At 45.1% G+C, this 13,663-nt stretch carries 10 protein-coding genes; 2 read left to right on the top strand and 8 right to left on the bottom strand.

Translation table 11 applies throughout. The features are described 5' to 3' along the window. Positions 1-7: 7 nt before the first annotated feature. From phnW to KCTCHS21_RS06590, 5 genes are all read right to left on the bottom strand, one after another. On the bottom strand, positions 8-1,117 hold the full coding sequence (gene phnW / locus KCTCHS21_RS06610) for a 2-aminoethylphosphonate--pyruvate transaminase (protein WP_130606096.1): 1,110 nt from the start codon (positions 1,115-1,117) through the stop codon (positions 8-10). A gap of 8 nt (positions 1,118-1,125) precedes the next feature. Further along, on the bottom strand, positions 1,126-2,478 hold the full coding sequence (locus KCTCHS21_RS06605; protein ID WP_130606094.1) for an MATE family efflux transporter: 1,353 nt from the start codon (positions 2,476-2,478) through the stop codon (positions 1,126-1,128). 8 nt (positions 2,479-2,486) lie between these two features. After that, positions 2,487-3,449 carry a PHP domain-containing protein gene (locus tag KCTCHS21_RS06600; protein ID WP_130606092.1) on the bottom strand — a complete coding sequence of 321 codons (963 nt, stop codon included), beginning with the start codon at positions 3,447-3,449 and terminating at the stop codon, positions 2,487-2,489. Positions 3,450-3,451: 2 nt separating this feature from the next. Next, positions 3,452-4,429: a PHP domain-containing protein gene (locus tag KCTCHS21_RS06595; RefSeq protein WP_130606090.1), complete on the bottom strand. Its 978-nt coding sequence runs from the start codon at positions 4,427-4,429 to the stop codon at positions 3,452-3,454. A gap of 542 nt (positions 4,430-4,971) precedes the next feature. After that, positions 4,972-5,994, bottom strand: coding sequence for a YbjQ family protein (locus KCTCHS21_RS06590; protein ID WP_130606088.1), 1,023 nt, complete (start codon positions 5,992-5,994; stop codon positions 4,972-4,974). Between the two features lie 196 nt (positions 5,995-6,190). On the opposite strand from KCTCHS21_RS06590, the gene KCTCHS21_RS06585 reads away from it, so the two are divergent. Together KCTCHS21_RS06585 and KCTCHS21_RS06580 are read left to right on the top strand one after the other, a co-directional pair. Continuing rightward, complete coding sequence (locus KCTCHS21_RS06585; protein ID WP_130606086.1) at positions 6,191-7,996, top strand: BclA C-terminal domain-containing protein; 1,806 nt, start codon at positions 6,191-6,193, stop codon at positions 7,994-7,996. A 478-nt stretch (positions 7,997-8,474) separates the two neighbouring features. Beyond that, the gene (locus KCTCHS21_RS06580) at positions 8,475-8,807 is read left to right on the top strand and encodes an S-Ena type endospore appendage (protein WP_130606084.1); all 333 of its coding nucleotides are present in this window, start codon (positions 8,475-8,477) and stop codon (positions 8,805-8,807) included. 129 nt (positions 8,808-8,936) lie between these two features. Here KCTCHS21_RS06580 and KCTCHS21_RS06575 read toward each other — a convergent pair whose 3' ends face one another. From KCTCHS21_RS06575 to KCTCHS21_RS06565, 3 genes are all read right to left on the bottom strand, one after another. Beyond that, positions 8,937-12,671, bottom strand: coding sequence for an Ig-like domain repeat protein (locus KCTCHS21_RS06575; protein ID WP_162309289.1), 3,735 nt, complete (start codon positions 12,669-12,671; stop codon positions 8,937-8,939). A gap of 201 nt (positions 12,672-12,872) precedes the next feature. After that, positions 12,873-13,214 (bottom strand): DUF3992 domain-containing protein, encoded by a 342-nt coding sequence (locus KCTCHS21_RS06570; protein WP_130606080.1) that lies wholly within the window; start codon positions 13,212-13,214, stop codon positions 12,873-12,875. Positions 13,215-13,240: 26 nt separating this feature from the next. Further along, complete coding sequence (locus KCTCHS21_RS06565) at positions 13,241-13,609, bottom strand: DUF3992 domain-containing protein (RefSeq protein WP_130606078.1); 369 nt, start codon at positions 13,607-13,609, stop codon at positions 13,241-13,243. Between the last annotated feature and the right edge of the window lie 54 nt (positions 13,610-13,663).

Here is a 13,663-nt window from a genome sequence, read left to right as displayed (position 1 = left end):
TATCGCATCAGCACTCCCGTAGTGTAGTTGTAACGTAGGTCGACACCGCTTCACACAGCTTAACAATATCCTCTGGATGGACGTCCCCAATGGTACCGATTCTGAAAACCTCCGCCTCGCTTAATTTGCCTGGGTATATAACGAAGCCCTTTTCTTTGAGGAATTCATACAAAGATTCAAATGTAAATCGATCATTATTCGGATATTCAAAGGTTGTAATAATAGGCGAATGCAACACTTCAGGTAAAAAAGCTGTAAATCCGGCATGCTCCATTAAACGCACTAACGTTTGCTGATTATGAACATATCTTGCATAACGTTTCTCGATTCCGCCTTCTTGCTCTAATTCAATAAGAGCTTGATAGAACGCCCGAACGACATGCGTGGGAGAAGTAAATCGCCACTTGCCAGCTTCCTTATCCATCACCTGCCATTGATCGTACAAATCCAGAGACAATGACCTAGCATTTCCTTTACACTTCGCTAATTCACTCTTAAGGCTAATAATAAAGCTGAAGCCCGGAACGCCTTGAATACATTTGTTCGCGCTGCTAATTAAATAATCGATGCCCCACTCCTCGACAGCAATGGGCATGCCACCAAAGCTGCTCATCGCATCAACGATTGCGATTTTGTTATGTCTTTTGATAACCTTAAGTAGCTCTTCTAGAGGATTTAGAATTCCTGTTGTCGTTTCACAATGCACGAGAGCAACGTGTGTAATATCAGCATCCCGCTCCAAAGCAGCATTTAATTGTTCGACATCAAGCAATTGATCCGGCGAGAAGATGATCGTTCTATGTTGGATTCCTAGTACACGTGCAATATCCTGAATTCGCATTCCATAGGCACCGTTAGCCATAATTAAGAGCTTTCCGTTAATAGGTATCGCCGTGCCGATCGTCGCCTCAACGCCGAACGTTCCACTTCCCTGTAGCAGCACAGAAGTATATAAATCCTCGGATGCTTGACCTAGATGAAGGAGCTTATGTCGTATCGACTGAACGATTTGTTTATAGTCGTTGTCCCATGTGCACCAGTCCTTCAGCATCACTTCTTTAACAGATAATGTTGTCGTTAGCGGACCGGGCGTTAGTAATATATAAGGCTTCTCCATAATTCCTCCTACATGTCGCGAACAAGATTTCTAGCCCACTTATTTGAACGGTATCTGAAAAATCCAATACACGCCTTAGATACTTCCTCGAGTGTAAACATGAGATAAACCCACTCCACCGGCCAGTGGAAAAGATACGCCCCCGCAAACACTAATGGGAGGGCTATAAGCCAGGTTGTAATCAAAATTAAATTCATCGTGTACAGGTTATCTCCACCTGCTCTAAACATGCCGACAATCCATAAGTTATTTAAGAAGAACATAACCAACACTAAAGCTTGAATAATGACGACATGACGAAATGCCGATTGGACCTCACTGCTGAGGTTAGGAAATAGATAAACAAGATACGGATTTAAGAGAAGCACCACTGCACTTACAGCTAATGCTGAATACAATGCGATGCGGGTAAATTTACGAGCGTAAATAATCGCTTCACTCGGATCATCCTGACTTAGCTTCTGTCCTATCATTACTTTTGCTGCATAAGCAAAGCCGAATATTCCCATCATAAAATAGCTATTGAACGTATTCGCCAATTGATAGGTCGCTAGCGCCACTATGCCCAAATGTCCGAATGCAACGGCATATAACATATTTCCGACCGCCCATAAACCTTCATGGAACATGAGTGGGAGTGTTGTGGTATAGACTTTTTTCACAAATGGCCAATCAAATGAGAAAATTTCTTTCAAAGTGACATTTACGTAATACCTTTTCCAATAAACGTAGCCCAGTAGTAAGAATGTACTTAGTAATGATGAGGCTAACGTTGCCCATGCCGCCCCAACAATACCGTAGCTAGGAAATCCGAATTTTCCGTATATGAGTATATAATCCAGAACAATATTGACTATCATCGCAATGATGCCAACTACTAATGTTAGCTTTATTTTGCCAATGGAGCCGAGAGCGTTACCGTATACTTCCTTAATCGAATTAATGAGAAAAACGAATACGATAACGGATAAATATTGAACACCATAAGCGATAGCCTCTTCGTCCTTGATAAAAAGCGAGAGAAGCGGAGCCTTAAAACAGGAAACTAGAATAAATACAACCAAAGTAATGACGATACTGGAAATGAGCATAAGACCGAATGCTTTCTTCACATTTACATAGTCGTTTGTGCCATAAAATTGTGTTATAAAGGCAGTAATTCCGAATATCGCCGTTAAAATCATACTGAGGATGAAGCTGATCTGTCCTGCTGCTGCCATAACTCCAATAGCTATGTCTCCTAAGCTTCCAACCATTAACGTATTGATTAACGAAAATGAATTGCCGATTAGCATTTGTAAAATGGAGGGCAGGACAAGCTTCTTCATATCTTTGCGAAATTGCGTTTCTAAGCTGCTCATACCTTCTCCTAATACAGCTCAGATGGGAAAATAGGGTTGGACCACGCCACATTCCCTTCAAAATCAACACATTCCACGCGAATATATTGCTCTAGCCCCTCAACCCTGTAGCTTCCTTTGGTTATTAGAGAAGCATCCTTATGATATAAAGTCCGTCCATTAAAAGGATGGGTAATGAATCTAATAAATTTTACCGGGGAACACTCAATGTGTAAGAAGCCATCCTCAACCCGAAGGTCAAAGATTTCTGGACCATTCGATGAATAGTAATGACCGCTTTTCAAGGCGGAAATAATCGATTGCTGCTGCAGCTTCTCTGCTTCTACGCACACCCAACCGCCAAAAAACTCTGATATGGCGGTATTCATATCCCCACCATGAGCGTCATCTGCAGCAATCCCGAAAACCTTGCGACCATTTTTCAATAAATAGTCCCAATGCTTCACACCGTAACCAACCGCTTCATCAAGCTCGGACTGATGGTTGTAGATTTCAATGGCAAAATAGCCCTGAAGCTTCAATAAATCATCCAGCTTATTTCTAGACCATTCCGGGTGATTCATGATAATAAGGTTCCCTCTGTTCCGCATATCGTCAATCATGCTTTGAATGGTCCCTAAATCCTCATAATCAGGCTTCTCGTGCTCTTCGTCATGCTCGAATTCACTGTCCGAATTTAGTGACTCGTCAAGCAGCCCATGAACATGATATTGCTGCCCTGTCTTCTGCCAGCTCATCTCACAGGCCATTTCGTAGCCATCCAACATAATAAAATGATCATCGTCATGCGCATTGGACTTGAAATAAATCTCATGATCACTCAGGCACATGAAGTCATAGCCCTTATTCTTATAAGCGTTAATAACAACCTCAGGAGCATATTGTCCATCGCTTCGTGTTGAATGGGTATGAATATTGCCTTTATACTTACGTTTACTTCCATCCAAGTAGATGATCGGATCAGTTCCCATCTCTACTCACCTCCCTGAATTAAGTCCGCTACAAACACTGGATTAGACCAAGCAACATTACCTTGAAAATCGATACATTCCACACGGATATATTCCATATCCTCTTCGATTGCCATCGATGCCTGAGACACTGGCTCCCCGCTCTCGTAGTTGCCTACGAAAGGTCCTCTAAGAGGAAAAGCTTTGAACATAATGAATTTACATGGTGAGCATTCTATTGATAATTGGCCATCCTCAACTCGCAAATCATAGATTTCTGGACCGCTGCTTGAATAGAATTGTCCTTGCTTTAGACTTTGCACGATGTCTACATGCGTTAACGCAGCCGATTGTACCTTCACCCAGCCTCCACCGTATTCAGGAACCTTCCAATTCGGATTATGCTCATGGGAATCATCTCCCGCGATACCGAATACTCTTTTGCCATTTTGTAGCGCATGATCCCAATAAGCTGCTCCATAGGAGCTCGAGGTTGACCATTCTGTTGCGTGGTTATAGATTTCAATAGCAAAGAATCCATCATATTTGACCATGTCTTCGAAGCGCGTTAAGTGCCATTCCGGATGATTAAAAATAACCAAATTGCCGTGCGCTCGCATCTTATCAATCAGCACCTGCGGAGAATGATCGCCTTCCCAAGGAATTGGTGTTGAGAAGGTCTGCAAATGCTCGAATCTTTCTTCTTCGGGCTCAACAGTAGGGTCATCTATTACGCCGATATGATAGCCTGGATCTTTGTCGAGCACAGGATTCAGACCGCCTCTTTCCATTCCAGGAATCGTAATGAAATCCGCAGAATTGAACTCGTCCGTTCTCGAATATATGTCATGGTCACTTATAGAAATAAACTGATAGCCCTTCTCCTTGAAGGCTTGAACGACCTCAGCTGCCGGAAGAGATCCATCAGACCATGTCGTATGAAGATGCAAATTCCCTTTATACGTAGGCTTGCTGCCATCTAAGTAAATTTTGTTTTTCATAACAATTCCTCCTCATGTGGATAATATTGTTTTATGTGTTTTCAGTTTGAATCATGTTGTTTGTGTTCATCATACAGCTAGAAATAAGAGGTTTCAATCGAATTGAAGTTATTTAACACGGCGTTTACAAAGTTAATAAAACAACAAAGCACATGATCCAACATTACCCTTTTGTCTTCTTCTATTTGAGTTAAATTTAAGATAAAGGGGGAGGGCTACCTCTTGCTATGTCTATCGATTATAGTTTTTGCGGGGAAATATCTCCTTCCGGTTGTTGTTGAGATCGTGAAATCTGAATGGGTAAACTCTTAAAAGGAGATTTCACGATCTCAAAGACAAACGCTTCGCTCCTACAGGAGATACTTCCCCTCTTTTCTTATCGATTAAGGCCAGTAAAAACACAAAAAGAAACCTCTCTTTAGTCAAATGGAAGTGTCGAGCAACCATTTAAGAGATGAGGTTTCTTAGTACATTCAATATATCATGGACTAACTTTATGGATTTTGCGGACTTACTCAATAGTGGGGCATAGGCATTTTTCTTTACTTAAGGAGTATTTGCTTTAATATCTGTTGTCGTTCATCGATAAACTTTATGACTACATTAGGGTCTATATCCGTCATACTAAAGCCTCTGATATCTTTGTTGCAGGACCTGCAATAGACGCTAGAAGCCTTATTCGTTTTTCCACACTCGCATTCCCATTTCTCACTATCTAAAACTTTACCTCTATTTGTAAATACACTTTTCAAGGTTTGTTTCATCGCTTCCATTTTATCAATATCACTTAAATCGTAAGAGGATTGATGGCTCATTATGCTTTTTAAACTCGCTTTTTGGAATTCAAATGAACTCACATTTATATACTCATTAACCTTGGAATAATCTAGCATTTTTGCCCTAGCAAGCAAATTTAGAATTCTGATAGGCTTCATAGAGGTAAGTATCTCCTTATATAAATACGGTCTCGAATATACCTCTAATTCTTGTATATATTCGACTACTTTTACACTAAACTCTTCATAGAGCTCTGTTTGTAAATAATAGTTAACAACTTCATTCATTACTTCGAAGATATTGTGCTGTATGAAGTACGGCATGTACTGTGAAATTAATGAGGAATCATTTCTGATATTATTTATTACTTGCAATTTGTTGATCTCATATTCCAATCTCTCATGATTGATTTCGATAGTCCTTTCTTCCTCCGTATTTGAAAGCGTAGAATTATCGATTGCTACAGCGGTTCCCGTTGCTGTTACCATAAACATTTGCTTTCCTTTTCCGGAAATTTCATCATGATCAATTCTCACACCAATAATAGCATTGGCGCTCACTTTTCTCGCTTCATCCGTTAATAATTCGATTACCTCGTCATAAATACTTTTCAATTGTTTCTGATATGTATTGGATCGTCCCCCAAAAACATCACTAAAATCAGCAAAAAGATCAGCAAAATACCCCGTTCCCGTAACTACCCTCGCTGAAACAATACCTTTATAATGCTGTATTTCTGTACCTTCAATTGTTGAAGTTGTAGTTATTATCATTTTCTTTTTGCTCATGACCAAACCCCCAATTGTGTTTTATTAACAATTTCGACATTATACAGCATTTACCTTTGTTTATTGACACTGTACCTGACAAGGGCGATTCGAAAAGGCTAGCGTGCAATCAATAGAAGATACGCATTCATAAAATAGGACTAGTGATAGACATTAACGAAGAGTGGACGAGTGACTGTGGAGGGGGAGACGCGTCATGCAAGCCTATTGCGGCGATGCAAATGATAATTCCAATCCTATTTCAGGCGTCAACTCATGTTCTGGTGTCAGTAGTGTCGGCTGTGGCTCCAATTGTAATTCCTGTGGCTCTTTATGCTGTGATGGTATATCCAGTAAATGCGTGACTGGGGCTACCGGGGCTACTGGCGCTACTGGGCCGACTGGCGCTACTGGTCCGACTGGGGCTACTGGTGTTACTGGTCTGACTGGTGCTACTGGTGCTACTGGTCCGACTGGGGCTACTGGCGCGACCGGAGTGACTGGGGATACTGGCGCTACTGGCGCTACTGGTCCGACTGGGACTACTGGGCCGACTGGGGCTACTGGGCCGACTGGGGCTACTGGAGTGACTGGAGCGACTGGAGCGACCGGTGCGACTGGAGCGACCGGTGCGACTGGTGCGACCGGTGCGACTGGTGCGACCGGTGCGACTGGAGCGACCGGTGCGACTGGTGCGACCGGTGCGACTGGTGCGACCGGTGCGACCGGAGCGACTGGTGCGACCGGTGCGACTGGTGCGACTGGTGCGACCGGTGCGACTGGTGCGACTGGTGCGACTGGAGCTACCGGAGCTACCGGGGAGACCGGAGCTACCGGACCTACCGGGGCTACTGGGGTTACTGGGGTTACTGGGGTTACTGGGGTTACTGGGGTTACTGGGGCTACTGGGGCTACTGGGGCTACTGGGGCTACTGGGGCTACTGGGGCTACTGGGGCTACTGGGGCTACTGGGGCTACTGGGGCTACTGGGGCTACTGGGGCTACTGGGGCTACTGGGCCGACTGGGGCTACTGGGCCGACTGGGGCTACTGGGCCGACTGGCGCTACTGGAGTGACTGGACCCACTGGAACGACCGGAGTGACTGGGGCTACTGGTCTGACTGGTGCTACTGGTGCTACTGGCGCTACTGGTGCTACTGGTGCTACTGGCGCTACTGGCGCTACTGGCGCTACTGGTGCTACTGGTGCTACTGGCGCTACTGGTGTTACTGGACCTACTGGACCTACTGGGCCTACTGGACCTACTGGACATACTGGACCTACTGGAGAGACCGGTGCGACCGGGGTGACTGGAGCCGTTGGACCGACTGGCGCGACGGGAGTTACTGGCGCTATTGGGCCGACTGGTGCGACCGGGGTGACTGGAGCCGTTGGGGCGACTGGTGCCATTGGACCGACTGGGGCCATTGGACCGACTGGGGCCATTGGACCGACTGGGGCCATTGGGGCCACTGGTGCCATTGGACCGACTGGGGCCATTGGACCGACTGGGGCCATTGGACCGACTGGGGCCATTGGGGCCACTGGTGCCATTGGGGCAACCGGAGTTACTGGTATAACGGGTCCCACCGGGCCAACGGGGCCATCATTGCAAGCTGGAGCAGCAGTTAATACTAACGGAGCGACACTTGCAATCACGCTTTTAAATCCTACGGTTAATATACCCTTTCCCAATGCTCAGAATTTGTCTGCTGGTATTACAGTTAATAATCCAACAGCCGATACGTTTACGATTAACACCGCAGGCAGATATCACATCACTTATTCCTTGTATCCAACGCTTACACTTCTAACCTCGTTTCAATTATTTCGAAATGCGACAGCTGTACCAGGGACACAGGTAAATGCCGCTATTGGAATCGGGATGGTTTTCAATCAAATCATTATCAATATTACTGCAGGAGATACAATACGAGTCACAGCCAATGCTTCTTTAGTTGCTACAGTTACGCTTGGAGCAGGAACAGCTGCGGCCACCGTTTCTATTATACAAGTCAGTTAGAACCAGATTCCCCACTAGGCATATAACATGGTTTCTATGAAAAAGCCTAAAAAAAATAACCCTTTGCCCCTTCCTTACATTTAATACAGGATAGCTTTCTTATTCGTATTAACGAAAGAAGGGGTTTCCGCTGAAAAGGAGAATTTATTCTTCAAAAGAAGCCATTGCTGGCTTAATAACTGCCCTACTCCTAAACGGCCCTTCGAAAAATCGAAAAAAACAAAAAGGAAACCGTCGCTTAAAAATCCGAATTTCCTATAATCATAAATGTGATGATAAGCCTATACGAAAAGTGACGTGTAAAAGGGGAAGGTCAACTCTCAAGCCCTTCTCTTCACGCTGCTATCTTCGCCCCCATACACAACCTTTTTCTCCAAGCATACCTCCTACTCCTAAGCCTATCCCATCAATTCCTCCAAAGTTACCTACTCCAGTACCCATAGATCCCCCAGATCCCCCCCTTTCGAGCGTGTGCAAATTGTGGGATAAAGAGTGCTGTGGTAACTTTCTCATTCAAGGTCACCAAACAAAGTCTCAAGAAATATGGAGAGCTGGGGAAAGTATCTGTGTTGACCTCGCTCAAATCTCTATCTTCAATAGTCCCTCCAGTACAAGCTTTCTCGAAGTAAAAATTACAGGTAATGAACAACTAAGCCTACAAGTGTATCCGGGTAATACCAGCACTTTTACAGGTCACAATGTTAAAACCATTCAGGTTTCCGCCAAGGAAGGCGACCACACCTATATTGAAGGTAAATATTGCGTGACTACTTCTTTTAGATTAATAGAAGATTGCTGCGATGACGAATGATAGATGTCTATCTTTAAGGAAGCTGGGATGGTCAACAATTTGTAAAATTAGAACCATAGAATCATCGACAGACACCAAAAACCCTCTTCTCCCCGTACAATCACGGTTTAGAAGAGGGCTTATTTTTGTTTAGTTTATTAGACCGGCGTTAATTAGATAGCGGGCAATCAGCGCTGCGGCTTCAGCACGGCTGGCAATGGCGTTGCCCTCCAGCTTCGTCGCAGTTTGACCTTGAATCAGACCGGCTTTGACCGCCGAAGCGAACTCGACCTTTGCCCATTGAAGATCTGCACGGTCTGTAAATCCTGCCAGTGCCGCATCTGCTTCCGCAGCGGTCGATAGCTTAATCGATTTACCAGCATACCCCATTGCGCGAACGACAATTGCGACCATCTCCTTGCGGGTAATCGGAGAATCTGGTTTAAAGTTTCCTTTCTCGTCCCCTTGCATTAGACCTGTTTTCGTAATCGCAGCTATTGTTCCCGAATACCATTTGGACGACAGCACGTCATTGAACGTATTCGTAGGAGACGATATCGGCTGAATGCCCAGTGAACGGATAATTAAAGCCGCGAACTCGGCACGTGTAATCTGACGGCTCGGCTCAAAAAGGTTATTTTCTGTACCTTCGACAATTAGCTTCGAGGATAGCGTCGCAACATCATTTTTAGCCCAGTGTTGCTGCATATCGTTAAATTCCGTTGGCTTTCTCTGGATGACCGTGTAAATAGAGGTCCCGTCTCGCTTTAGCGTGACAGTTGTAATATTATCTTTCACTGTAAAGGTGCTCGGCACGAAGCTAAGCTTATCCTCAACCGGATCGTAGAGAACAGCAGTTGCCATTGCCGTGACCTCTGATGACAGAGGGATCGTACGGGATATAAGCTGACCAAAGTTACTGATGACAATCTCTTTATCACCAGCTGTTGCCACAACGCGAAAGTCGATGGCATCAGCAAGCTGATTGGCGCCAATGTCGCTTATTGCATTCGATACAGTCGAAGCCGCTTCTCCCGTCTGCTTTTTCATTTCCACACGGATGACCAAATCCTTCACATCAACCCCGAGTGCTTGAGTGAGTTCTTCCAGCTTCAGCGTGGACAGGGGCAGTGTGATGGATACACCGGTATCGTTGTAGATTGATAACGCATGACTAGAGGATAGGGCATTGGCGGGCAAGTAGACGGTTTCCGACGCTGTATGGATAATTGCATTCGGATTTGCCTTCAGGGCCGCAATCAACAGGTCAGCATTAGCTTTACCATCAGAGCCTACAATGTTATCGCTGGCTACCGGTGGGATGCTCGTTGTTGGCGGACTGACATTTGAGTTACTACTGTCATTGACGATCGTCACTTCGTAGTCCACTGAGGTACTATTACTATGAATCGAATCGCCGGGCTCCGCATTGTATATCACCCGCAGCTTATGCTCTCCTACCTCCAGTGTCGAGGTTTCTAAGAATGCTTCACCGTTCAATACAGTCGCTCCGCCCAGCTCCGTGCTCCCATCCATAAAGACGACCTTGCCTCCGTCAGGCAAATGTTGATTGTTCGACTGATTAGCAACTTTCGCTATCAGCTTAAGCTTGTCGCCGTATTTCGGAGCTGCTGGCGAGTAAGTCAGCGTTGCCTTAGTCTTAATAGCCTCCACAGCTTGTGTCAGACTACTGGAATTGCTTGTGTTGTAATTATCATCTCCGTTATAGAACGCCGTAATAAGATGTGTGCCTAACGGTAGGTCGCTGTTAACGAGCTTCGCCTTACCATCTACATCCAGCGTAGCGGTACCCAGTATGTCCGTTCCGTTCTTAAAGGTCACCGTTCCTGTTGGTTTAGACTGTCCAGCAACGGAGTCCGTCACGTTTGCAGTGAAGGTCACCTCTTCCCCGTACTCCACAGTCGCGGAGTCCGAGCTGAGATTTGAATGACTACTAGCTTTGCCAACCGTCACTTCGTAGTCTACAGAGGTACTGTTACTGTGAAATAAATCGCCCGGCTGTGCGTTGTAGATTACATGTAGGCTATGCTCTCCTGCTCCTAGTGTCGAGATTTCTAAGGAAGCTTCACCGTTCAATATAGTCGCTTCTCCTAGCTCCGTGCTTCTATTCAGGAAGATCACCTTGCCTCCATTAGGCAAATGCTGATTGTTCGACTGATTAGCAACTTTCGCTTGCAGCGTAAGCTTGTCCCCGTATTTCGGAGCTGCTGGCGTGTAAGTCAGTGTTGCCTTAGTCTTAATAGCCACCACATATTGCGTAAGACTACTGGAATTGCTAGTATTGTAAATTTTATCGTCACCGCTATAAACCGCCGTAATAAGATGTGTACCTAGCGGGAGGTCACTTTTAGCCAGCTTCGCTATACCATTTCCACCTAGTGTAACGGTATCCAGTATGTCCGCTCCGTCCATAAAGGTCACCGTACCTGTAGGTTTAGGCTGTCCAGTAACTGAGCCTGCCACATTCGCAGTGAAGGTCACCTCTTCCCCGTACTCCACAGTCGCGGAGTCCGAGCTGAGATTTGAATGACTACTAGCTTTGCCAACCGTCACTTCGTAGTCTACAGAGGTACTGTTACTGTGAAATAAATCGCCCGGCTGTGCGTTGTAGATTACATGTAGGCTATGCTCTCCTGCTCCCAAAGTCGAGATTTCTAAGGATGCTTCACCGTTCAACACAGTCGCGTCGCCTAGCTCTGTGCTTCCATCCAGGAAGATCACCTTGCCTCCATTAGGCAAATGTTGATTGTTCGACTGATTAGCAACTTTCGCTTGCAGCGTAAGCTTGTCCCCGTATTTCGGAGCTGCTGGCGTGTAAGTCAGTGTTGCCTTAGTCTTAATAGCCACCACATATTGCGTAAGACTACTGGAATTGCTAGTATTGTAAATTTTATCGTCACCGCTATAAACCGCCGTAATAAGATGTGTACCTAGCGGGAGGTCACTTTTAGCCAGCTTCGCTATACCATTTCCACCTAGTGTAACGGTATCCAGTATGTCCGCTCCGTCCATAAAGGTCACCGTACCTGTAGGTTTAGGCTGTCCAGTAACTGAGCCTGCCACATTCGCAGTGAAGATCACCTCTTCCCCGTACTCCACAGTCACGGAGTTTGAACTCAGGTTGGTTTGTGAATTTAATCCCCCCACCGTATGTATAATCCCAGTTGAGGTACTGCCGCTATGTGGAGATCCCTCTCCTGCCCGATAGACCGCTTTGAGATCATACACGCCTTTAGGTAGCTCCGGGAGCGTGATGGATGCTTGGGCATTTGCATGACTCAAAAAAGCCCATGACAGGGTGAAAGTTCCACCTTGCCCCGTAAAGGTGACAGTACGATTAGCCGGATCGAGTTCTATTTGGTTAACATACCGCACGGGCTTAGAATCTACTTTTTCCCATTTCTTCACAATGTTATTGTGGGCATCCACAGCAACTAGCAGTGTAAATTCATTATTGATGGAGTATGAATACGCCCAATAGGTGAGTCCTCCCCATTCTATCGTAGGACATTCAGAGCCACATGTAAGCTTAGCATCCGGGATCTGTGGGGCACTCTTACTTGGCCTTTCTTTAATGACCGGGAGGTTCTCGAATAGTTCCGTTGAACCCACGAGATCGTTCCCAGCATAGAAGTCGACAATCCCCTCAGGCACATTGTATGTGTTCTCCGTATCATCAGAGACAACTGCATTGATTGTAACGGAGTCCCCGTAGGTAGATTGGGCAGCTCCAGTCAAAGTGGTTGTTGTTTGGATTGTTGAATCAGCACTCGCCGCCGACCAACCTATTAACGTTATAAAAAGCGCTATAGTAGCCACGCGAATCCAACTGTTCAAAAAAACGTTCTGAATTTTTTCCTTCATCCCCAATCCTCCTATAAATCTATCCATAATCTAGTAATAACAATCTTAACATAAAATAGCGAATTTTATCGAAAATTAACCTCTAAAATCCGTAAGATGAAGAGAGCAAAAATAACCCGAGAGCAAATCAGCTCCCGGGCGAATAATTTATTTATTAACTCTCATGGTCGGTGGGCAAGTATGTCAATTCATTAAGGTTATTTACAGGGTATATCGAACGGTTATGCAAAATTCTCCTTGTGTGTCAGCAGCTGAAGATAATGTAATGGTATCAAATTTGGAAATCGTAAATGTGGAGCTTCCCCCCGTTGGAATTGTAATCGTCTTAACTGTTGCAGCATTTTCTAAAAAGGTAACTGTCAGCGGTCCTGCTCCGGTTTCTAGTTTAACGTACCCAGATGCACTTATGATTTGGGAAATGTTATCCGAATAAACAGTTGGTGTACCGCCTGCAACGACCGCCCAGTTAATACACACTTTATCTTGAACAATCGTTTTATTGCCACAACAGCTTAGAGTAGATGTACATGTACATGCGCTCATCGTAAACCTCCTTAATTCTGTAGTAATTACATAGGATAACGAGTAGTTATGCAGAATTCTCCCTGAAATGTTCCTGTCGCTGCTGCAGGAATGACAACTTGGATAGCGCTGAACCTACGATAAGTAAAAGCTACACTTGTTCCTGGTGTTAGTGTGATCGCAGTACCGATAACTGCCCCTGCGCTGTCCAGAACCTCTAGGGTAATGTTGCCAACACCAGTGTCATACTGCAAATAACCGGTACCTACGATATTCTGTGTAATATTATTGCTGTATACAATGACATCAACAGCAGCAACAGCACCTGTTCCACTCCAAGGGCTACAAACCTTATCTTGCACGTACTCTTTATCTGGGCAACAGCTTAATGCAGACGAGGAACTATTGCATCCCATAGTGTGCAACCTCCTTATTTAATTTGCTAGTTAGTTAATGCAGGCTGCTACAAT

Origin of the sequence: Cohnella abietis (assembly GCF_004295585.1) — a bacterium.
Lineage (GTDB): Bacteria > Bacillota > Bacilli > Paenibacillales > Paenibacillaceae > Cohnella > Cohnella abietis.
This window is presented reverse-complemented; position numbering and strand designations above follow the sequence as displayed.